Raw genomic sequence first — 22,352 nt, forward strand, 5'->3', positions numbered from 1 at the left:
TAACTCGCCGGTCAGGCGATGGCCACGGCACGGGCCGGGTCGATGGCGGTCAGATCGCCGAGCAGGGCTTCGATACGCTGGGCAAGCGCGCCCTTGTCCGCGTCCTTGCGCGTCATGCGGGCCTTGAGCAACCGCAGCAGCTGTTGCTTGGCCTCGAACGCGAGCGAGGGCTCCCAGGTGGCCAGCCCAAAGCGTTGCGCGTTCACCTCGAGGGCGCCCAGCAAGTGCCACGCCGTGTCCGCTCGGCCCGCCCGTTCGGCCACGCGCGCCATCACCAGTTGCCGCACGAAGCGGTCGCGCTCGCCGTCCGGCGCCGGCAGGCCCTGCAGCCAGGCGAACGCGGCATCAAGGCTCTGTTGGGCGGCGAGGTCCGCCGCCTGGGCTTCCGTCTCCGCCCAGTCGGTGCTGGCGGACGCGACCGATACCGGCGCCATGGGCTCGCCGCGCTCGACATCGCGTACGGTGGCATGGCGCGCAATCCACGCCAATGTGGTGTCATCCGCAAACGGTGTGCCGTCGGTGAAGGCCAGTTGATCGAGGCCGGGCAGGCGTTCGAGCATGAGAGCGCAGTCGGTGGCAAGCAGGTCACGCGCGCGGGCATACTCGCCGCCGGCCTGATCCTGGGCCGTGAAAGCGTAGTACGGCAGGTCCAGCCAGAAATGATTGGCGCCTTCGGCGAAGGCCTGCTCGACGCGGTCGAGCAGTTCCGGCCACTGCTTTTGCAGCACCAGGCGCTTGAGTTGGGCGCGCAGTTCGGCGCGCGGCGCCACCAGGCGCGTCTTGCCGCTGTGCTCGTGCGGCGGGATCTCGGTCAACGTATCCCACCGTACGCAGCGCATCAGGCGGTAGGCCGCGAGGTAGCCCTGCGGTTGCTGGCGCAGGTACAGCGCCATCTGGCGCGCCCGATCCAGCAGATCGCGCGTCGAGGCCACCTCGCCCAAGGCTGGCAGGACCGAGGCGGCCGCGGGCCCGGATGGCGCATCCCCACCAGGGTTGCCGGTGGCCGACGGTGACTCGACCCGGCCCTCGAAGCGGCGGATGAGCCCATCCAGCGCCGGGCGAGCCGGTTCCGGCCACTGCGCCGTGCGCTCGAGAATCAGCGCCAGCGCCGACAAGGTACGTTCCAGCTGCGCACCGGCCAGGCCCGGCACCCGGTCGAGCCGGTCCGTGAACGTCGCGCCGGCCAGCCATTCGAGCGCCGCCTTGCGGCTCTCGGCCCGGGCGGGCAGCAGCCGGGCACCAAAACGGTCGACCAGTGCCGACAGCAGCTCGAAGCCAGCGGCGACCCCTTCCGCGCCATCGCGCCGCATGCGCCCGTAGACGTAGTACACAGCCAGGCGCAAATCCTTGGCGGTCAGCTTGAGCAGCCGCTCGGCGGACTCGACGATCAGCGTGTCGTTCACGCCGGACAGCTTGGCCACCTCCTCCTTGATGGCAAGGAAGTCGTCGTCGTAGCCCGGATCGTCGCCGGCCGGGGCGTCGGGACGGATGGGTTGCAGCCATGGGTCCCAGCGCGCCTGTGTGGAGCGCGCGAGATCCGCAGGGGCACGCGCGCCGAAGAGCGCGTTGAGAAGCTTGTTGAACATGGTTTGTCGTTTGTCCCTGTTTGTCTGCGTTTGTCCCTGTCTATCTCTACTTGCGCAGGGCGGGTGTAGCGCGGGCCGCCGCCTGCGGCTCCCGGCCCACGAAGATCCGCGTTGGCAGCACAAAGCCCCGCAGCGCCAGCATCTCCAGCGGCCCCTGCCCGACCTCGGTTCGCATCAGGTAACGCACCGGATAGGTCACGTCCGCCGCAACGGGCGCCTGGGCGCTGCGCGCGGTCAGGCTGTCGGGATCTTCGGCGAAGGTCCGGCCGTGCGCATCGGCCTGGCTCTCGGCAGTGGCCTTCGGCGCGCCTGGCCCTTCCAGCGCTTCCGACGCATCCAGCGCGTCCGGCTTCGCGTGCCACGTCAACTGGTAGTTCGCGCTATCCACCGGTTCGATGTGCGCCCGCTCCAGCATCCGCACCAGGCCCCAGCGGCCACCGAACTCGTAGCTCTTGCTGGTGCCGGCGCGCTCGGTCTGCCATTGCAGCCGGGTGCCCGGGTCCTGCAGGTTTTTGCCCGGCCACGTCAGCGCCTGCCACGTCTCGCGCTGGTTGTAGTAGTGCAGCGTCTGCCCATCGAGCGTCAGCAGCGTGTCGGTCAGGCCCGGGGTGGGGATCGGCTTGAACTCGAAGCGGTACTGCGGCTCGCCCTGCGCCAGCAGGTGCGCCGCCATGCGCTGCAAGGTATTGATCGCGTTGAGGAAGGCCGGATCGAAGGACTGCGCCTGCCCGCCGGTGGCCGCCGGCAGCCACTGATCCCCCTGCAGCTCGAGCACGCCCGCCAGCTGCGTGCCGAGGAAGGACCCGATCAAGCCGCTGTGCGGGCGCAGGAAGCGCGCCAGCTCGGCCAGCGAGGCATCGTTGGCGGTATCCGCAAAGGGATAGCGTCCGGCGAACGAGCGGCTCCATGTCATCGCGATGCTTTGCCGCCACGCGTCGTTCAGGCTCGCCTGCGCCGGTTGCAGCACCGTCTGCGTCGCCTGCGCGATGGGCCGCACAAACAGCGTCTCGCCCATGCCCGCCCACTGGCTGCCGAGGCTGGCCGCCATCAGTTGGGCATAGGCCTGGGTATCGGCCAGTTCCGAGCCCTTGCCCTGGAACAGCGCCTGCGCCATCTGGCGGGCCTGCGCATCGGCATCGGCGCTGTTGCCGACCTGCTGCAAGCGCAGGCGCAGTGCCGTTGCGCGGTCGAGGAACCGTTGCAGGCTCAGGTCACCGCTGGTGCCAGCGTTGGTGCCGGCATGGGTGCTGCCGGGCTGGCCCTGCGCCACCAGCCGCAATACCGGACCAAAGGCCGCGCCCAGCGGCCCCGCCGCGTCCGGCTTCGCCACCTCGGGCCCCGCCGGCTTCTTGCCCAGCAGGTCCTGCGTCTTGGCCACCAGCGTATCGGACAGCGAATCCTTGCGGGCACCGGCACCGCCCTGGTATTCGAGCGACCTCATCAGCGCAATGACGGGCGACTGGCGCGCGTCGGCCATCAGCTTGAGCTGCCCGATCGCGGCCGGCAGGGTCGGCGCGGCCTCCCATTGCAAGCTGTTCATGAAGCCCTGCCAATGCTCCGCGTAATCGGCGAAGTACTGCTCGGTCAGGGCCGTCTGCAGTGTTTCGGCCGAACGGCTCTCAGTCTGCAACGGCGGCTTGCCGTCGGTCAGCACCCAGTCATTGGCGATCTCCGTGCGCCTGGCGGCCTGTTCGATCGCCGAGGCCACATAGCCCTCATAGGCCTGGCGGGTGAAGACCCCGGGCACGATGGCGGTGGCTCGTACCAGCCCCCTGGGGTCGGTGCCGGCGGTCAGCGCCGCCAGGGTCTGGTCCGGATACTTGCTGCCAGCGTGCTCGCCAAAGGCCTGGATCACGCCCCGATAGACGGTGTCCTCGGCATTGCGCTCGCCGATCACGGCCAGCAGCGTCTGGCGGGCGCCGGCGACCAGTTCGGGCCGCGGCTCGATGCGCCCTGCCGGATTGGACTGCAAATGCTCCGCATAAAACTTGAGCAAGCGCTCGGCGACGTCCTGCCGCTCGCCCGGGGTCATCCGGGCGTCGGTCGACCAATGCTGCACCAGTTGCGGGGCCAGGAACGAGGGTTCGGCACGCTCCGGGTTGGCCAGCATCAAATAGGTCTTGAGCGCCTGATGGCCGCTCAGCGCCACCCGGTTGGTTGCCGCATCCAGCACCGTGGTGCGCAGTTGCGCAAGATCCACCAGCGACGCCTCCAGATCCCTCTGCACGGGCGCAACCAGCAGCTCGCGACTGGCCTGTGCGTATGGCTTCCACAGCGCGGCGAGAACCGCCGGATCGCGATTCAGGCCAAAGCGGGTCGCGAGCGGCGCGTGATGCTGGGTACGGTACTCGTAGCGCTCGATCTGCTGCTGCAAGGCAAGAAGCGCGCGCAGGCGCGCAGCCGGGTTGGGGGCCGACTGAAAGTCATTCACGGATTGCCGGGCGGCGTGGATGTCCCGCCCGTTCAGCACGCCGGACACCAGCATGCCCGCGCTCCACAAGCCGATGGCCGTCAGGCCCACGATGGAAGCCACCGTGACCGGGTGCCAGCCAACGCGCTGTCCCGGATGCCGGCGGGCGGCTTCGCCCAGGAAATGCCAGAGCGGAAGGTCGATGCTGCTCTGCACGTTCGCATCGCCGGCAATAGGCCGTGGATACGGCGCAAAGACGATACCCTCCACGGGGATGCGCCGGCGCTGCCGGCCCCCCAATCCGGCGATCCAGTCGGCGAGCGCTTTGCCGCGGGTGTCGAGCCGCTGGGAAAGCTCTCCCATATAGCGGTCGCGGTTGCCCGCCATCAGCTGCGCGACGACGCGCTGCGCCAGTTGGTCGCGCAGCGTGCGCAGCGCGCCATCGATGGCGTCCGCGTCCGCCTGGCGCGGCAGTTCGCAACTGATGACCGGCATGACGCCGTGGCCCACCGTTCTCGCCTCCGCCACATCCAGCAGGTAGACCGGGGCGGACCAGCGCAGCAATTCGGCGATGCGCGCCAGGCGCATTCCGTCGGGATGGGCGCCGCGGCGCTGCGCCTGCAGATCCGCTGCGCTGTCCGTTGTGAGAATCACCGCGTCCACCGGACGGCGGCGGCGTAGTCGGTAGAGTGCCTTGAGCCAGTCGGCGTCCGGCCAGCCCTCCTTGTTGGCCTTGCTCCATAGCAACACCGCGTCGGGGGTGATCAGCCAGCCTTGTTCTGCCAGTTCGGGCAGGAGGCGGGCGATGGCGGCGTCGTCGCCGGTGAGCAGCAGCCAGGGCTGGCGGTAGCGCCAGCGCAGGCCGTGGGTGGATCGAAGCACGAAACGCAATGCCACCGAGCGAGTCTGTGCCGAAGCCGCACCGGCCTTTGCTTCTGTTTCGGCTGTGTCCAGGATCGCGGGCGGCTCGAGTCCTTGTTCTTTCGACGCTCGTTGCATCGCATGCCGGATCTCCTTGCGCCTGGAAAACGCAAAGGCAAACGCGGCCAACGCCGCCACTGCGATGCCCGCAACATCCCGGCTATGCCGACCGAGCCAAGCACGCAGCAGTTCCGTATCGACCGTCATGGCGATATAGGACGAGGCTACTGCCAGTACGCTCGCCAGGATCAGCCACCGGCCCCAAGCATGATTCTTCAACTCAATTACCCCCAGGTATCGACGGCACGGCCACACACAGATGTGTTCGGTCGCTGCCAGGCGTATGCCACGCAACCAACTGATCCTGTGAATCCTGGCCCGCCGTTTCCAAAGCGATAGCAAGGGCAACCCAGCCGCTGACCGGTCCCGGAAAGCCCATGACGTCGTCCAGTGGAAGAACCGCTGGCTTATCCTCGCCCAACGAACACAGCACTGTCAGGAACGCTGCTCGATCTTGCTGCGTACAACCACTAAGCCAGGCGCGTGGCGAGACGCCCGGCCTTCCCTGCATATCCAGCAACTGGCGCACATCGGCAGCGATGGTCCCGGACGACGACGCCATCGGCCGCAAGAGATGTGCCGGTGCGATGCACCGATGCGCGGCCCGATCCCGCCGGCTTGCCGTGCGAGGTTTCAACAGCAGCGCGGCGGCACCTTCACTGAATACACGTTCGCCTGTATCCGGCCAGATCTGCGCAGCAATGACCAATCGGGCGGGCATTTCGTCTACGTCGAATCCCTCGTCCATCCATGCGAGGCAATCCGTGGGATGAGCGCCAGCGACATGGACATCCACCGACACGCCCGGCGCGGATGCCTCCAGCAGGTGCTTCGTCTTCGTGCTCCATCGCGCCTCTTTTGCCTCTTGCGCCTCTTGTGCCAGCGAGACATCGTCAAGCACAAGCCTCACTTCGACAGATTGCAGTTCTGCCAGAACGTCCGCGAACCGGTCCGCGATAAGGTTGAGCACTGTCGTGTAGCGACTGACCGCCTTGGCCTCACCCGCCCAGGGAAAACCAACGGACCGTAACGCATTCACAGGTAGATTCGCGCCTGCGGCGGCAAGTTCGCCTGGCGCCGGGCCAATAGGCAAGAATGCTTGTGCCCGGACGACCGAAAGATCGCGGCGAGCCCAGTTCCGCCACAGCAAATCAAGGCGTCGGCACTCTTGCTCGCTCTCCTCGGCAAGCAGTTGTCCCCGCTCCCATTTCGTCAGCCTCAGGCCGAACACCAATGCAAAGACAGCGACTGGGAGGCCAATCAGAAAAAGCCAGAATCCCACTTCATTGGTCGGCCTGCCTTGCGGCCACAGCAGTAGTGTGGCGCCGGCACCAAGGCCTATCACGGCAACGAAGACAAGCAGCCAGCTACCGATCCCGATCGGTTGGGGGCGCGCGATTGTCGCCACGTCTGGAATTGGCCAAGGCATGGGTCAACGAACCGACAGTGTGGAGTGGACGGCAAGGATCACGCATCCGCACGCCGCCTTGCAAAGATGCGTCACCAGTGGCCGGCCATCCGACATCATTGTCGTATCGCCCTCGACGATGGGATTGACGCCGTGACCTGCCCTTGGACAGTAGACAAGATCTCCCAGCAACGCCGCGCGCTTGCCGTTCTCGATGATCGTAGAGGTGGCTGTCATGACATAGCCGTCGTGATCCGTCGGATCACCTTCGAATGCAATCGCGCTCATTGGAAATGGAAACTCTGTAATTCGGTTAATTCGTTCACTGCGTGCGATGCACACATCACGTGTTGGCGCTCATTCTTCGCCAGCGGGCATGCTGGACCACCAGTCGCCCACCAGTCGGCCATTTTTCAGACGGTACACAGCACCGCAGCAAGCAGGAGAACGACCCGGCCAAGCCTTCTCCCAGGCATCCGGATCTTTGCGAACGTCATCACCTCTCCACTTCGACTGGGTGATCCTGGTTCGCCACGCAGCGTACGGAATGTGTTGTGTTTGTTCCAGGGCCGAGAACTCCCGTGAAAAAGTCCTTTTCGATGATCATGGGATCGCGCGCGTATCGTATGACGTTAAGGCCAGAGACATAGTCACCGTCCGCATACCCTCGCAATGAGCGCAAGGTACCGGCCGGCGGCCCCATCGGATCACGCTCCGGGCTGACGCGATACCACTTCGCGTCATACCAGTCCTGCATCCACTCCCATCCATTGGCGTTCATGTCGTACAGCCCCAACGGATTGGGCGGGAAGATGCCAACCGGAAACAGCATGGCTCGCGTGACTGAGGCTGGCGCATGGGGATCTGTCCGAACGACCGGCCTGAGCCTCTCCTTCTGTTCATCCGAAGCCATATTGCGCCCCTTGTCCATGTGCCCGTTGTCCGTGGCCCAGATGAAGTTCTGCCCACGGCTGCGTGCGGCATACTCCCATTGCGCCTCCGTCGGCAAACTGAACGGCACCCCCGTTTGATTGCCAAGCCAATGGCAATAGTCCCTTGCCCGGTGCCAGTACACGCCGACTGGTATTCGCGGATGTCGGTAGATCCCTTGCAGCGACTCGTAGCCAGGTTTCAACTCCATCCCAGCTCGTTCCTGTCCAGTCGCATCCGCGAACACGTCGAACTCCGCATACGTCGTCTTGTAGCGGGCCATGCTGTATCCCGTCAGCGTTACCTTGTGCGGCGGCTTGTTATCGAGCCCGGTCGTGTAGTACATCTTCTCGGGCGACCACCACGGCCCAAAGTCGCCCATCATGAAGCTGCCGCCCTCGACCCACACCAGGTCCTTGAGCACCTTGCGCTTGAGCTTGGCCACGCGCTCCTCCATGCTGCCCTCGGTCAAGGCCATCAATTCGGCCTCCAGGGCTGGGGGCTGTTTCAGCTGCGGAGCGTTCTCGCCCGGGTCCTTCGACATGAAGGGCTGCCGCGGTGGCTGGACGTCGGGCAGTTCGCCGGCCTGCAACCGGGAGCCGGTACACAGCACCGCAGCAAGCAGGAGAACGATCCGGCCAAGCTTTCTCCCGGGCATCCGGATCTTTGCGAACGTCATCACCTCTCCACTTCGACTGGGTGATCCTGGTTCGCCACGCAGCGTACGGAATGCGCCGCGGCGAGTCCAGGACCGCCCTCTCCGGTCATCCGGTTATTGACAAGCATGGGGTCCGCACTGTAGCGAAGCACATTCAAGCCAGAGATATAGTCACCCTCCGCATAGCCTCGCAATGAGCGCAAGGTGCCGGTCGGCGGGCCCTTCGGATCGCGCCCTGGGCTGGCACGATACCAGTTCGCGTCATACCAGTCCTGCATCCACTCCCAGCCGTTGGCGTTCATGTCATACAAGCCCAGCGGATTGGGCGGAAAGATGCCCACGGGTTCCCCCGCCGCACGTAGAACGTTGCGGCCGTTCGGGGCGGTATGGATGACCGGCCTCAAAAAGTAGTGCTGCTGCGCATACGACGGAACATTTCGGCCAATTTCAATATTCCCGTTATCCGTCGCCCAGAGAAAATTTTGTCCCCGACTACGGGCCGCATATTCCCATTGCGCCTCGGTCGGCAGATCGAACGGCACGCCGGTTTCCCTTGCGAGCCACACGCAGTAGTCCTTAGCGCGCTGCCAATGGGCGCCAACAGGTACTAGGGGATGCCGGTACCTACCCTCACGCCATTCCATTCCCGCCCGCGGTTGTCCCGTCGCATCCGCGAACACGTCGAACTCCGCATAGGTCGCCTTGTACCGGGCAATGTTGTATCCCGTCAACGTGACTCTGTAGGGTGGCTTGTTATCAAATCCGGACGTGTAGTACAGCTTCTCTGGCGACCACCACGGACCGAAGTCGCCCATCATGAAGGTGCCACCCTCGACGAAAACCAGGTCCTTCAGCACCTTGCGTTTGAGCTTGGCCACGCGGTCGTCAATACTGCCCTCGGCTAATGCGGTCAGTTCGTCCCGCAATGCCTGTGGTTGACTCAGAGGCGGCGGCCCTTTGATATGGTCAGCCTCCTTGACCTTAAAAAGATGGGGTTGCCTTGGCGGCAGAACGCCAGGCAGTTCACTGGCCCGCAACTGGGTGCCGATGACGACAAACGAAAGTAGCGCGACGGCCGCGCGCGCGATGATCGGGGATTTCAATCAAGCCTCGCCGGTGTAGTATGCGTTCCAGCCGCTGGATGCAAAAAGCGGATCGTCATCCATCTCTCGCAGGATTTCATAGGCCGGCGAAGTCGCCGCCACCAACACGTGGCCGTGGGGCACCTCGTCCATCAAGTGGCCCTGGAAGGCTTGGTACCAAGTCCCGAAGTCTCCGTTGAGCGCGACCTGTTCCCAGGCGTCGCTGTATGGTGCGGAGAGCGATGACGCATACTGCTTCGCGTCAACTCCCGGAACCGCTTCAGCCTTGAAGAAGGCAGCGAGCCGCGACAAGTTGGCCTGGAGATCCCCCTTCAGCCCGTTCTCATCAATATGCTGGCAGATATTGGCGGACTCAGGCGTGCATTTCGCACTACCGATCACCGTCAGGATCGCCTCGAGAACGGCCCTCCCCGCATAGCTCTGCTGCATATGCTGCATTAACTGGGCAATCAACATGCCCTTGGCTTCGGGGATCACGTAGTCGAGCGCTGCGGGGTTCGCCAGAATGCGGCTTGCCAACTGCAATCGAGACTGTATTTTTTCTAACTCGACCTTAGCATCTTCTAGCAAGCTATCAATAGCCTGCAGTGATTTTCCATAGAAACTCTCGATCGCTTCGCCAGACTGCACCACCAGAAATTGAATTTCTTTCAGCGCGGCAAAGGCATTGTCGCCGATAATCTCCAGGTTCTTGAACTGCCAATACGCGATGTTATAGAACAAGCAGCGGAAGAAAAGTGCGATCTGATTGACGCCAACCACGAATTGGATGGCACCCTCCGCTCCCACTCCCAAGCACAGGCTCGCGTGCGCCGTGAAGCGGAATATGCCGTTTGTGTATTCGATCTTGAACTTTGCCTCCAGGCCGATGCCGGCCAGTCCGCCTATGGTTGGGGCGATACTGGCGATGCTCGCGAATTCTCTTTCGGGATGATCCGGATCACGCCACTCAAGCACACCTGTTAGCGATGCATCAGCCCGCGCTCCCGCAAATGCGCTCACCGAAGCATCCAGCGTGCCAACGTCGGCCTCATCGTTGGTGTTGATCGAAACGGTCTGCTTCCTGCGCGCTTTCTTTCCCTTTCGGCCAGGTTTTCCCGATACTTTGGGTATGCCGTTATCCAATGCCGACACTTCCACCTTCATTGCCAACTCACCCGCAATGCTGGCGCCGACCACCCCCGACACCTCGACGGTCATTCGGCAGCGTCCAGCGATCAGGTTGAAGGACTTGCCCTTATCGTCCTGCACCGTCCATAGCCAGCCATCCTTGCGTGGAAAGAAGAGGTCAAGATTGGCCTCAGCCTTGGCGAAGTCGACAGCGGCATGCCCCTCAACCTTGACACTGAGGCGGCGATCCATCACCGACAGATCGCCATTGAGGCTTCCCCCGTAGGTGAAGCGCATCAGCTGCGCGGCTGCGCTGAGCTCGATGTCGGCAATCTGCGTCCCGTCATGCGAAAGAGACCCATGGCGTTCTAGCTTGTGTGCTTTGTTCCAGTTGTCGGCCCACTGGCCCAGCGTGATGCTCGCCCCACCGCTCAGATCCTCGCCGAATATGCTCTTTAGCGAGATCGTCGTCTCTTTTCGGACTTGCTCCTTCACGTAAGCGTGGAGCTTTTCCTTGTCGAGGCTGCGCTTGCCATCTCCGCCCTTCTTGTACACCTCGGACCATTTCGTCTTCTCGGCATCCTTGAACTTTGGCCATTTCTGTTTCAGCTTGCCCGAGTCAACGTAGACGAGCTTTTCTGGCATTTTCTTTGGCCATTTTCCAAATCTCTTCAGCTCCGCAGCTGTCTTGAACGACTTGATCTTCTGCTTGAACCCTCGGATATCGACCTCTGCCTCCTTGTCCTTCGCCGCTTTCTTCTTGCGTTCCTCCGGGCTGTCGTTGCTGAGCGAAATGAGTTCGACCAACCTCTTGCCAGCGCCTGCCGTAGTATGTTTGTCCTTCTTCGGCTTCGCAGGCGCTGCCGAACCCGATGACTTACCGGCATTCGCCTCTTCTTCGCTTTCAGGTAACGGATCGAGCTTTTCATACACGGCATGCAGCTTTTCGTGTGCCTCCTGCTGCCAATCGAGAGCGAACCCAAGCACACTATGCGCCAGCGCCTTGTCCGTGTCAGATGCCTTCCCGGCCTTGAGTTCCTGGAGATGCTCCTCGCTCAGCTGCACCGCCTTGTTGGCTGAGTGCAGTTCGGCCACCATGTCACTGAGTCCGTTGTAGTGGCTACGTAGCTGATTCGCGTCCTCTGCCGGCACGATGATGACCTCCCCGGTTTCCGGACGCAGGAAGGCCAGAGGTTCTGCCGGCATCTTGGCGTCGACATTGCTGCCACCCCGCGCATTGAGGGCTCCTTTGCCAAGTTCGTTATTGGCCATGTCTTATCCCTTGTGTATCTTGATGTCCTGCGCCTTATCCGCATAGACGCGGATCGTCCTGCCCGCCGCATCGGTAACACCCTCAATCACCTCACCGGCTGCGGTTTCTATCCGATATGGCAGGTGCGGCAATATCTCGCCCGTGTGCTCATCCCTCAGCGTGAACTGCTCGTCATACAGTCCGGGGGGCTTGGGAAGGGGTTGCATGGCATCGTTCAGGCTGGCCACTCCCTGTTTTTGCATCGTGATGACCTTCAAGATGAGATCACCTGGCCCACCGATGGTCACATTTCCATCAGCAAGGCGCACGAAGGCGCCACCACATTCGAGAATCAATTCCCGCTTTGCGGCGATACGGACGGCTCCATTCACGCTCGATACGGTGACGTCCTTATCCGCTGCCAGGGACATTGCATCGCTCTGCGCCTGGATTTCCACTTTTCCCTTACCTGCAAACAGTTTGATGCCAAACTTCTGCGCAAACATGGAAACAACCTCGCCTGCCGCAACGGTGAACTTCTTTACCGCGCTGATATCCACGTTCCTCTCAGCAACAACCGCAACATTGTCACGGGCCGAGATTTGCGCCCCGCGCCCCGCAACGATCCCGACGGAGGCGGGGGCACTAGCCAGAATTGAAGGCTCGGCCAGGCGGTTCAACGCTGTTGCGACTTGCTTCTGCGAGTCCGTATCGGCTGCCTCCGCATTCGCTGACGTGGCCGCGCTTGCCAAGGCACGCGCTATCTGTAGCGCGCTCTCGAGTTGTGCAACCGCCGCCTGCATATCGAGCTGCTGCCCCTCGGCTTTCGGCTGCCCGTCCGCCGAAATAAACAGCCCCTTACCACCCCGGATCGCTCCCCAGGCGTCTGTGCGCAGCTCAAAGCCCTCCCCCCGCTTTTTCTTCGTGCGATCAACGAGGTAGCCAAGGTTGAGCTGGGTCTTGCCACCATACTCAGTGGAAAGCTTGATGCTCTCCTCTCCCTTCCAGTCCTCCATGCGCAGCTTGTTGTTGCTCTGCGTCTTGATCAGGTTGCGCGACAGCCACCGGTCCCGGGTGGTGATCAGGTCCTCCTGCCGGCTGTTATGCAGCGCGTGCGCGATATAGGGCTTGTTCGGGTTGCCATCGCGAAAGGCTATCGCGACTTCGGTGCCGTCGATGAGCGGGAAGTGGAACCCGGTATGCAGACCGCCGGCATACGGTTTTGCCAGGGGTATGGCCGCGCTTTCCATGCCCTTCGGCCATGGCTCAAAATCGAAATCGAAGCGGACAATGTAGTGGCCCGCGTTTGTCAGGTACGCGTATTTGTATTGGCCGGGCGAGGTGATGCGCGCGCTCAGCGTGCCCTGGATTTTCGGCCAGTTTTCCTCGTCCAGCGGCAGGCGAAAGCGCCGGTCCGACGGGATGGCCTTGTACGTGTTGCGGTAAGCGGCATCACGCCCCCCGGTATGGATGACTTCGGTGATGACCTGCCCGTTGGGGGCTTCGGCCAATGGCTCATCCATGCGCAGGATGCAGCCGGAGTGCAGTCTGAGCACGTTGCTCTCGCCCGCATAGACAAGCTGGCCGGCCAGCAGGGCCTCGTGGCGCAGCTGCGCCTCCCACTTCGCCTCGGCTATGTCCAGATGATGCGTGCCGTAGATATACTGCTGGCCGTAAGTTGTCTTGTCCTTGCGCGCGACGTTGGCCTCGCCCTTGATGGGTTCCCATGCCTGATCCGGGTTGTAGTCAGCGACAAGGACCGATTCGGGCACGGTCCTGGCGTGCACCTGGATGTCGGATACCGCCTCAATGCCGGCTTCCAGGCCGGCGGTCTCGCGATAGGGCACGCGCAGCTCGGGCTGATAGACGTAGTGGTCGATGTCGTCGCCGAAGACGATCATCTCGCCGAACTTTCCCGGGATGAAGTAGCAATACAGCCCTTCCTGGCGCATCAGCAACTGGACATATTCCCAGTCGGATAGCTGGTACTGGAAGCGGAGTTTGTGCTGGGTGTACTTGCGGCGCACCTTGAGGGAAAGCTGGTGGCCCCGGAGCTCGTGCCGGCGCAGGATAGCCTCGATGATCTCGGGGGCCGTCTTGTTCTGGTAGATGCGCGTGGTCCGGACAAGTTCGAGCCGCGCGGCCAGTGGCCGGAGCACGATGTCGTAGGCGAAGAAATCGCGCGTGCGTTTCGTGCGTGAGAACGCCGATATCCACCCCGCGAACCGGCGCGGTTCGCTGCCGTCGCCGGGGTCGATCACAAAGGTCGCGTCACGATTGAGGTATTCAGCCCGGTCGAGTTCCAGCGGGTGGGTCAGCCGGATCGTGACGGTATAGAGCTCTCCCAATCGCTCCACTGCCTCGAACGACACCACCGACAGTTCCGCCGCGCTGGCCGCGCGAGGAACGTCCAGATGGTAAGCCTGGCGCCCGGGCATCCTTGCGCCGTAGGCCTCGAATTCGTCGATAACGCCCATGTCTTCTCCGTTGTCACGCCTGCCGCTTCGCGGCAAGCTTCGTGGCGGATTGGTTGCGCACGCCAGGAACGACAAGTGACTTGATGCCTGGCATCGCGGCGCACCATGCAACCACGTCTATTCGAAGTCCGGGGCTGCGAAACGCTATGAGCTTTGCGCTCAGTCCCGATTCGGAAAACATGCTACTGGCTGAGTGCGGATAGGATCAATCGGACGTGTCCTATTTTCTGAAGAAATTTAAAAAAATTTGATGTTACGGACCGCCGTTTAGTTGCAATGCCAACGATGGAGGGTTGGGCTGCAGGCCGGCTTTCTCGGCATGGCAGGGCCTTCTTGAGCCATTTTTCTGGTGGCGTTCTCGCGGCCAGAGATTCCGAAGCAGTGGAATCTGCCGGCCTACGGCGGCCCGTGGGGCGATGACGAAATACCAGTGGCTATTCGAAAATCAGAATACAAAATTCCGGGAGATTTCTCGATCCGCTCAGGTGCGGCAGGCATGCTACCGGGTAATTGCTGTTATGAATATTCGGAAATTTCTCATTCTTCGATGGAAAATTCCGAATATGTGCCTGACCAAACTACGCATTCCTCGCGTAACGCGAGCCGGGGCGTGGACAGCGCCTGCACGGCAGGCATAGCCCAGTCCGGCTTTCGGGAAAGCACGCGGGGCATGGTCATGCGCTTTGCACCATAGCGCCGTATTTCGAAACGCTCCCGCCAGCTCGGCACGCCGCGGGAACGAGATTATGCTGGTAACGACACGGTGCAACGCCAATGCGCAGCCGCCTCGTCAGGCGCATCGCGATTGTCGCGGCGATACGCGCAGGCCTCGTTGGCACAGGCTGGTACGCAACCCGGGCCAAGCCGGTAGCGGTACTGACGGCCAGGGTCGAGCAGGGACGCATCGAGGTGCTGAATATCCACAAGGGTGATCAGGGGAAGGCTGGCCAGGTATTCCTCGTCCTGTGGAACGAAGACCTGGTCGCGCGTGGACAACGCTCGAACACCAATTGCTGACAGCCCCCGCGCACGTGCGCCAAACGTGCGAACTGGCCAAGCTAGCGGCAGCGCACCTCCGGCTGCCTGAATAGGGGTTTATGCCAGCTTCTCTCCGGCTCCGGGTTGCGGTCTACTGGAAGCGAATCAAGACGTGGCTGGAGCGTGGATTGGCACTGCTTAGCTTGCTACTACATGCCAGCCGTGGGATTCCGACCCCAGGAGACAACACCATGGTGACCAAGCAGGACGAAAGCTTCATTTTGAAGAACCTTCTCGCGCTGGCAGCAGTGGAGGCGCTCGGCGGCGCGATTGCGCTAGGGTTCGCCTTCAATCTCCTGACCTGACTCAAAGGACAACTGAGATCCTCCATCGTTGTCAGGTATCAAGGTATAGAGAGAATCAAGGCATCATTAAAGCTCCCCGGCACTGGCTTTGATCCGGCCAGTTTTCCGGGGATCTCTGTCGTCAGGGACCCGCATTTTCGATGCTGTCCCGCCGTCCGCTGCCGGCGGAACTGGGCGCATTTCATCTCGCAAGCGCCCTGCCGGCACCGCCAGGTCAGTTCAGGCTTCCCGGATTCTGCGCCGCGGCTTTCTGCTTGGCCTTGGCCGCAAAGTACGCGCCAATCTGCTTCTGCGTAATCTCGCCCTTCTTCTTCGTATCGATCTTGTCGAAGTTCTTGTAGACCTCCGGCATGCCGGCCTCTGCTTCCTCGCGGCTCAGCTTGCCATCGTGGTTGGTGTCGGCGGCAGCGAACTTCTCTGCGAATTTCGCCTTGGCTTCCTTTGGATTCATGGGCGCTTGCGGCGCGGCCTGGGGGGCGGGTTGTGGCGCAGGTTGTTGCGCGCCGACAGTGGCAGAGGCGCAGAATGCGACCAGCGCCAGGCTGGCAGTCGACAGTAGCCGTTGAATCATTGGAATCTCCTGGAACACTTCGATGGTATCGCCGGCCGGTCCCGCGGTCGTCGGCGACCGGATGGCTTGTGCAAAGATCGGGAGCAATCGATCCCCCGGGCCCGCGGCTAAGATCATCGTCGGCTTTCCGGCATTGGGGAATTTAGTTATTTCGGTATCTGATATTAGCGATTTGCCAATCAGGCGGTGGTGACGCGCAGCAATGCGCGCTGGCGCGTCACGGCCGGGGAGCCCCCGCATCCCGCGCCCGCCCCAGCAAAAACTCGCGCTCGCGGGTGTTGCGGGTCATGCCGGCGGCGCGCTCGAACTCGGCGCGCGCCTCGGCGAAGCGGCCGAGCTTGTACAACAAGTCGCCGCGCACGCTGGGCAGCAAGTGGTACTTCGCCAGCGAGGACTCGGTGAGGAGCGCATTCACCAGTTCCAGGCCGGCCTCGGGGCCGAAGGCCATGCCGACCGCCACCGCGCGGTTCAGCTCCACCACGGGTGACGGCGCCACCTCCGACAGCGCGTCGTAGATGGCGGCGATCTGCGCCCAGTCGGTATCGGCCGCGGCGGTGGCGCGGGCGTGACAGGCGGCCAGCGCCGCCTGCAGGGCGTAGGGGCCGAGCGCCCCGCCCAGCTCTTGCGCGCGCGCCAGCGCCGCCAGCCCGCGCCGGATCAGCAGGCGGTCCCAGCGGCTGCGGTCCTGTTCCAGCAATAGCACCGGGCGGCCTTGCGCATCGATCCGTGCATGCGTGCGCGAGGCCTGGATCTCCATCAGCGCCACCAGGCCGTGCACCTCGCTTTCCTGCGGCGCCAGGCCGGCCAGCGTGCGGCCCAGGCGCAGCGCTTCCTCGCATAGCGCGGGGCGCATCCAGTCGTCGCCGGCCGTAGCGGAATAACCTTCGTTGAAAATCAGGTAGATCACCTCCAGCACCGACGCCAGGCGCGGCGCCCGTGCCTGCGGGCCGGGCACTTCGAAAGGCACGCGGGCCGCACCGAGGGTGCGCTTGGCACGCACGATGCGCTGGGCGATGGTGGCCTCCGGCGTGAGAAAGGCGCGCGCGATTTCCTCGGTGGTCAGCCCGCCCAGCAGGCGCAGCGTCATGGCGACCCGCGCATCGGTGGAGAGCACCGGGTGGCAGGCGGTGAAGACCAGCCGCAGCAGGTCGTCGCCGATATCGTCCGCGCGCGCGGCGTCCAGCGCATCGACAAAATCCGGCACCACGTGAGCCTCCATCGCTTCGAGATCGTGGCCGATCTGCTCGTGCTTGCGGGCGTGCAGTGCCTGCTGGCGCAGATGGTCGAGCGCGCGGTTCTTTGCCGTGGTCATCAGCCAGGCGCCGGGATTGTCCGGCACGCCGGTCTCGCCCCAGCGCTCCAGCGCGGCAACGAGCGCATCCTGCGCCAGTTCTTCGGCCAGGCCCACGTCGCGCACCACGCGCGCAACGTGGGCGATGACCTTGGCGGATTCGATGCGCCAGACGGCTTCGATCGCCCGCTGCGCCGGTGTCGTCGTCACCATGTGTTTCAGGCCGCGCTGGTCGCGCCGGGTGCCGAGGGCTCCATGTACACCAACTCCCAGATATGCCCGTCAAGATCATCGAACCCGTGCCCGTACATGAAGCCGTGGTCCTGCGGCGCGCGCGGCGCCGTAGCGCCGGCGGCCAAGGCTTTGGCGACCAGGGCGTCCACCTCGGCGCGGCTCTCGCAGGAGATGCAGATCAGCACTTCGGTGCTCTCGGAGGTATCGCACAGCTTGCGGGTGGTGAAGGTCTTGAAGAACTCATGCTTGAGCAGCATCGCGTGGATGTTCTCGCCGATGATCATGCAGGCGGCGTTGTCGTTGGTGAACTGCGGGTTGAAGGTGAACCCCAGTCCCTTGAAGAAATCCTGCGAGCGCTGCAGGTCGGCCACGGGAAGGTTCAGGTAGATTTGCTTATGCATGATTCGTCCTTGGATTCGGTTTCGCGTGATTGGAGGGGAGGCTCGGCGGGTTGGCCCGCTTAACGGGCCAGGGCCGCCGGGGCCTCGGCTAGCGTCTTCAGGTTGACCAGCCCTTGCTCGAAATCCTTGCCCACCATCTTGTCCATATTGAAGACCAGGTGCATCAGCTTTGCAAAGTACGGCACGCCGCCTTCCATCGACCAGGTCACGTTGGTGGCATCGGCCTGCGGCCTGAGCGTGAATTCGACGGTGTTGTGCGCCTCGAACGGCTTGATGAAATCCAGCCGCATCGTGACCTTGGCAGCTGGCACGGTTTGGACGATTTCCATGCTGCCTACGCCTACCTTGTCGCTCTCCCACGCGTAGGCGGCGCCCTGCCCGCTGCGCGTGGCGCCGTAGGTGCCCTTCAGGGACGGGTCCTTCTTTTCGTAGGGGTTCCACTGGTTGAAGTGGTGGAGGTCGTTGATGAGCGCGAACACGCGCTCCGGTGGCGCCTTGACGCTGGCGCTGCGCTCAACCCGGAAGGTATCGGGCCGCGTGGCGGCGTAGATCAGCAGCAGGGCAATAGCGGCGAAAGCGGCGAGCAGGATGGGCTTGAGCATGGTGTCGGGGTCCGGCAAAGGGTGGGTTGGGCTCGAGTGAGATCGTGGGATCGTTGGCTCAGTGCTGGCCGACATCCAGGTCGCGAAAGCGCTCCAGCGCAGGACTCGGCGCGAAGTCCTCCAGCTCGAACAGCTGCCGTACCTCGATCTCGCCATCGGCCATATCGCCATGCGGCGACGGAAAGCGCCGCGCCCATTCCATCGCTTCCTCGCGGCTGCGCACCTGGATCTGGGTGTAGCCCGCCACTATTTCCTTGCTTTGCGCAAACGGCCCGTCGATAACGGTGCGCTGGCCGCCGGCATAGCGGATGCGCCAGCCGGCGGAAGTGGGCTTGAGCCCGGCAGCGTCGAGCAGCACGCCCGCCTTGGCCAGTTGCTCGTGATACGCCGCCATCGCGGCAAAGCGGCTTTCGTCCGGCATCGCGCCGGCTTCACTGTCTTGCGTGGCTTTCACCAGGATCATGAATCGCATCGCGGTTCTCCTTAGCTTGAGGTTGCTGGTTGTCGGTGGTGAGCCATGGCGGTGGCACGCCGCTGCCATCTCGTTGACTCTTACCGGTACGACGAACCGCGCGCCGCCAGATCGACATCCTGTGCAAAGATCCCTGCAAACCAAGGGTAACTACCTAGATGAAGCCGCGCACCCCATCCGCTTGCGGCTTTACAGGAAGCAAGGCCCGACCTCGCGGACCTCCACGGTGCACCATGCCGCGGCAGGACACTCGGCGGCGATAGCGATGGCCTCGTCCTGCGTGGCACAGTCGAGCAGAAAGTAGCCGCCGATCATTTCCTTGGCCTCGGCAAAGGGGCCGTCGAGCAGGTCGCGGCGGCCTTCGCGCACCTGCACGCGCACCCCATTGGCCTGCGACATGAGCGAGTTGACACCCAGCAGCAGCCCGCGCTCATTCAGGCCTTCGGCAAAACGCTGCATGCTGGCGTAAGCCTGGCGCCCTTCTTCCGGGGAACGCTCGGCGCGCTGGCCAACGGGTTCGACAATCAGCAGCATGTACGACATAGGGTCTCCACTTTGTTTCGCGCATTTTCGGGTATGGCTTACCGCCCACATCCTGCACGCCTCGGCCGCCGGCCGCAAGCGGCCGGCGCGCCACTGATGGATGGCAGAAATGTTTGGCCGTTAATTGCAGTGACCGAGCATTCGCCAACCATTGCCGATCCGGGCGGACAGTTTAATATGTCGGCCTTGCTCCACCCGGCACCCACGCCTTCCCATGACCGCATCGCGCCAGCCAACCAACCATCCCTCGTACTTCATCGAGGGCGACACCGTGATCTGGTCGCACAGCGACCGGCCGCTCTGGGCCAAGGACGGCAGCCCGCTGCCCATTGCCCGTCCGCAGGCGTTCCGCTGCATCGACGGGCGCTGGTTCACCGACGGCGAGCACGTCATCGTGCAGGCCCAGCAAGGCAGTGCCGCGGCCTGGTACTACTTCTACCGGATCGAAAACGCCGACATCGCCACCTTCGAAGTCCTCAACGAGCGCTACGCCCGCGACGCCCGCCAGGCTTACTTCATTACCGGCAAGACCATCCGCACCCGCAGCCCGCAGGCTTTCCGGCCGCTGGTCTACCAGGACTGGCGCTGGCCGGAGAATGGCCCGCTGGAGCCGGTGACCTGCATGCATGACTACTACGCCGTGGACGCCGAGTCGGCCTACTTCAACGGCAAGCGCGTAACCGGCGCGGATGGCGCCACCGTGGTGGGCTTGCCGGGCAACTACATTGCCGACGCCGGGCATGTGTACTACTTCGGCCAGCGCATCGAAGCCGACCGCGCCAGCCTGGTGGTAGCGCCCAGTGGCGACGGCCCGCTGCGCATGACCGACAAGCTCGGCCCCATCGACGTCGGCCAGCGCATGACCGCGCTCGACCACCGCCAGGTGGAGCAATGGCGGGACTTCTTCACTGCCCTGCCCGCGCTGCAGGACTACTGGTGGCACCGCCTGCAGGCGCCCGCCGCGCAAGCCACGCCAGCCACGCCAGCGCAAGAAGTGGAATACGACGGCCATCGCCTCACCGGGCTCGATCCGGCCACCTTTGCCGCGAGGGAAATGCCCGTTGGCCACGGCCTGACAGGCGTGTTCTGTGGCGATGCGCATGGCATCCACTGGCTGCACTGGTACGCCGACGGCCCGTGCGAGCTGACCTTGCTTTCCTCGCGGCCGATATCCAGCCTGGAAGCGCTGGGGGATGGCTATCTCAGTGACGGCGTCACCGTGTTCTACGCGCCGAACCATTACCAAACGCCGCAAGCCCTGCGCAAGGTCGATCCCGCCGGGTTTACCGTGCTGCAGGGCTCGTGGGCCCGCGATGCCAGCCGTGCCTTCTATCGCGGCAAGGCCAAGAAGGGCGTGAACCCGGATGCCTTGCGCATCGCAGGCTGCTACGCATGGGACGAGGCGCAATTGTTCTGCGACGACAAGCCGCTCAAGGTAGCCGTGCCGCACGACACGCTGCAGGTACCGCACCCTGGCTTCCTGCTGGCCGGCGACCAGTTGTTCTTCGGGCGCCGGCCGGTCTCGGCCAAGCGCGTGCACCTGCCCACACTGGAGTTCCTCGACGCGGACTTTGCGCGCGACCGCAAGCACGCCTATATCATCGGCTATGTGAACCTGGTGGCAATCGACGGCGCCGACCCGGCCACCTTCCGCGTGCTGGAAAACGGCCGCGCCGCCGATGCGGCGCGCGAGTATGACGCGGCCGCACTGAAGGAGGCGAGCGCACCGGCAACCGACTAGCCGCTGAGCGTCGCCGGTACAATGGCTCGGACTTGGGACGCGAGCTATTTCCTGACCCCGACGCCATCATGACCCAGGCTTATTCAGAAACCGTCAGCCGGATCCTTGCTTCCCATCTGCAAAGGCATGCGCAGCCGGCTGCGTCCGCCAGCGCTGCCGCCACCCCGCCGCTGATCGTGCACCAGCATTTCACCGTCGCGCACGAGGCGGTGACGCTGCAGTTGCCGGCCTGGCGCGACTATGTCGGCCGCATACTCGATGTCCCGGTTTCGCGCGCGCAGGTTGCCGGCGGCTTCCGGGGCGAGATCGATACCTATGCGCTCAAGGACCTGACCTACCTGGACAGCCGCACCGATCCGGTGGGCCAGATTCGCACCACGGCGCGCATCTCCACCGACAGCGTGCGCGACTACGTCTTCCATGTGGCCGTGGACGGGATCACCGAAACGGTGACGGACTTCACCCGGCAGCGCAAATCCGCCCAGTTCGTGCCGGGCATCCTGGCGCTCGACATGAACCAGCCGATGCACATGCACCGCCCCACGCGCGCCCGGGTGCTGGCCTTCTTCGTGCCGCGCGCCACGGTGGAGGCGGCCATCCCCGATGCCGAGTCCATCCATGGCCGCGTGGTGGCCTATACCTCGCCGCTGACGCGTCTGATCTTCGACCACGTGATGGCGCTCTGCCGCAGCCTCCCGGCACGGTCCGAGGCCGATGCGGAAAAAACCATCCGGGGCTGCGCGCACTTGATCGTTGCCGCATTCGGCAAGCAGGCGCGCCTTGCCGGCAACGCGCGCGCGGCGGCCCGCGCCGCCATGCTGGAGCAGGTGCAGCGCTACGTGCAGGCCAATCTGCACCAGGAGGACCTCTCGCCCGAGCGCATCCTGAAAGCGTTCGGCCTGCCGCGCCCTACCCTGTACCGGATGTTCGAGCACGAAGGTGGCCTCGGCGCGTATATCCGCAACTGCAGGTTGCGGGCGGCGGCCGACGATCTCCTGCGTCTTGCGCATATCGGCATCGGCGAGATCGCCTATGGCGCCGGCTTCAACAGTGCCTCTGACTTTACCCGCGCCTTCCGCAGGGCCTACGGCGTGTCCCCAAGGGATTTCCGGGGATTCTGAGCCCTGGCGACGGCGCCCGCGAGATGCCCCCGGACGGGCCTCATGCGCCATATGTCACGTAACCGTCATACGCGCGCCATACAATCGGCGACTTCCCAATAGTCCGAATGCCTTGGCG

Annotated in this window: 17 protein-coding genes; 3 read left to right on the forward strand and 14 right to left on the reverse strand. The window is 63.8% G+C overall.

Features of this window, described 5'->3' with window-relative positions; all coding sequences use genetic code 11:
- Positions 1–11: 11 nt before the first annotated feature.
- The 8 genes from tssA to A9975_RS12265 all read right to left on the reverse strand — a co-directional run bounded on the left by tssA (position 12) and on the right by A9975_RS12265 (position 13,915).
- Positions 12–1,586, reverse strand: a complete 1,575-nt coding sequence (tssA, locus tag A9975_RS12230) for a type VI secretion system protein TssA (RefSeq protein WP_183032904.1) — start codon at positions 1,584–1,586, stop codon at positions 12–14.
- Between the two features lie 46 nt (positions 1,587–1,632).
- The gene (locus A9975_RS38450; RefSeq protein ID WP_304523868.1) at positions 1,633–5,196 is read right to left on the reverse strand and encodes an ImcF-related family protein; all 3,564 of its coding nucleotides are present in this window, start codon (positions 5,194–5,196) and stop codon (positions 1,633–1,635) included.
- A 1-nt stretch (position 5,197) separates the two neighbouring features.
- Positions 5,198–6,385, reverse strand: coding sequence for a hypothetical protein (locus tag A9975_RS12240; protein WP_183032905.1), 1,188 nt, complete (start codon positions 6,383–6,385; stop codon positions 5,198–5,200).
- Between the two features lie 24 nt (positions 6,386–6,409).
- Positions 6,410–6,673 carry a PAAR domain-containing protein gene (locus A9975_RS12245; protein ID WP_183032906.1) on the reverse strand — a complete coding sequence of 88 codons (264 nt, stop codon included), beginning with the start codon at positions 6,671–6,673 and terminating at the stop codon, positions 6,410–6,412.
- 208 nt (positions 6,674–6,881) lie between these two features.
- Positions 6,882–7,994, reverse strand: a complete 1,113-nt coding sequence (locus A9975_RS12250; protein WP_183032907.1) for an SUMF1/EgtB/PvdO family nonheme iron enzyme — start codon at positions 7,992–7,994, stop codon at positions 6,882–6,884.
- Complete coding sequence (locus A9975_RS12255) at positions 7,994–9,076, reverse strand: SUMF1/EgtB/PvdO family nonheme iron enzyme (RefSeq protein WP_183032908.1); 1,083 nt, start codon at positions 9,074–9,076, stop codon at positions 7,994–7,996. Before A9975_RS12255 ends, A9975_RS12250 begins: the two co-directional genes overlap by 1 nt.
- On the reverse strand, positions 9,077–11,458 hold the full coding sequence (locus tag A9975_RS12260; protein ID WP_183032909.1) for a hypothetical protein: 2,382 nt from the start codon (positions 11,456–11,458) through the stop codon (positions 9,077–9,079). It abuts the gene before it with no gap.
- A gap of 3 nt (positions 11,459–11,461) precedes the next feature.
- Positions 11,462–13,915, reverse strand: coding sequence for a type VI secretion system Vgr family protein (locus A9975_RS12265; RefSeq protein ID WP_183032910.1), 2,454 nt, complete (start codon positions 13,913–13,915; stop codon positions 11,462–11,464).
- 774 nt (positions 13,916–14,689) lie between these two features.
- On the opposite strand from A9975_RS12265, the gene A9975_RS12270 reads away from it, so the two are divergent.
- On the forward strand, positions 14,690–14,932 hold the full coding sequence (locus tag A9975_RS12270) for a hypothetical protein (protein WP_183032911.1): 243 nt from the start codon (positions 14,690–14,692) through the stop codon (positions 14,930–14,932).
- Between the two features lie 540 nt (positions 14,933–15,472).
- Here A9975_RS12270 and A9975_RS12275 read toward each other — a convergent pair.
- The 6 genes from A9975_RS12275 to A9975_RS12300 form a co-directional block, all read right to left on the reverse strand.
- The gene (locus A9975_RS12275) at positions 15,473–15,829 is read right to left on the reverse strand and encodes a calcium-binding protein (protein ID WP_183032912.1); all 357 of its coding nucleotides are present in this window, start codon (positions 15,827–15,829) and stop codon (positions 15,473–15,475) included.
- A 217-nt stretch (positions 15,830–16,046) separates the two neighbouring features.
- Positions 16,047–17,333 carry an RNA polymerase sigma factor gene (locus A9975_RS12280; protein ID WP_183032913.1) on the reverse strand — a complete coding sequence of 429 codons (1,287 nt, stop codon included), beginning with the start codon at positions 17,331–17,333 and terminating at the stop codon, positions 16,047–16,049.
- Between the two features lie 5 nt (positions 17,334–17,338).
- The gene (locus A9975_RS12285) at positions 17,339–17,755 is read right to left on the reverse strand and encodes a VOC family protein (RefSeq protein WP_183032914.1); all 417 of its coding nucleotides are present in this window, start codon (positions 17,753–17,755) and stop codon (positions 17,339–17,341) included.
- Positions 17,756–17,814: 59 nt separating this feature from the next.
- Complete coding sequence (locus A9975_RS12290; protein WP_183032915.1) at positions 17,815–18,357, reverse strand: SRPBCC family protein; 543 nt, start codon at positions 18,355–18,357, stop codon at positions 17,815–17,817.
- A gap of 58 nt (positions 18,358–18,415) precedes the next feature.
- Positions 18,416–18,829 (reverse strand): YciI family protein, encoded by a 414-nt coding sequence (locus tag A9975_RS12295; protein ID WP_183032916.1) that lies wholly within the window; start codon positions 18,827–18,829, stop codon positions 18,416–18,418.
- A gap of 189 nt (positions 18,830–19,018) precedes the next feature.
- A complete protein-coding gene (locus tag A9975_RS12300; protein ID WP_183032917.1) occupies positions 19,019–19,372 on the reverse strand; it encodes a YciI family protein in 354 nt (117 codons plus the stop codon).
- A 214-nt stretch (positions 19,373–19,586) separates the two neighbouring features.
- Here A9975_RS12300 and A9975_RS12305 point away from each other — a divergent pair, with 214 nt between their 5' ends.
- Together A9975_RS12305 and A9975_RS12310 are read left to right on the forward strand one after the other, a co-directional pair.
- Positions 19,587–21,113, forward strand: coding sequence for a DKNYY domain-containing protein (locus A9975_RS12305; RefSeq protein ID WP_183032918.1), 1,527 nt, complete (start codon positions 19,587–19,589; stop codon positions 21,111–21,113).
- A gap of 68 nt (positions 21,114–21,181) precedes the next feature.
- On the forward strand, positions 21,182–22,234 hold the full coding sequence (locus tag A9975_RS12310; RefSeq protein WP_183032919.1) for a helix-turn-helix domain-containing protein: 1,053 nt from the start codon (positions 21,182–21,184) through the stop codon (positions 22,232–22,234).
- Positions 22,235–22,352 lie beyond the last annotated feature (118 nt).

The sequence above is a fragment of the Cupriavidus sp. UME77 genome, assembly GCF_014170355.1.
GTDB lineage: Bacteria > Pseudomonadota > Gammaproteobacteria > Burkholderiales > Burkholderiaceae > Cupriavidus > Cupriavidus basilensis.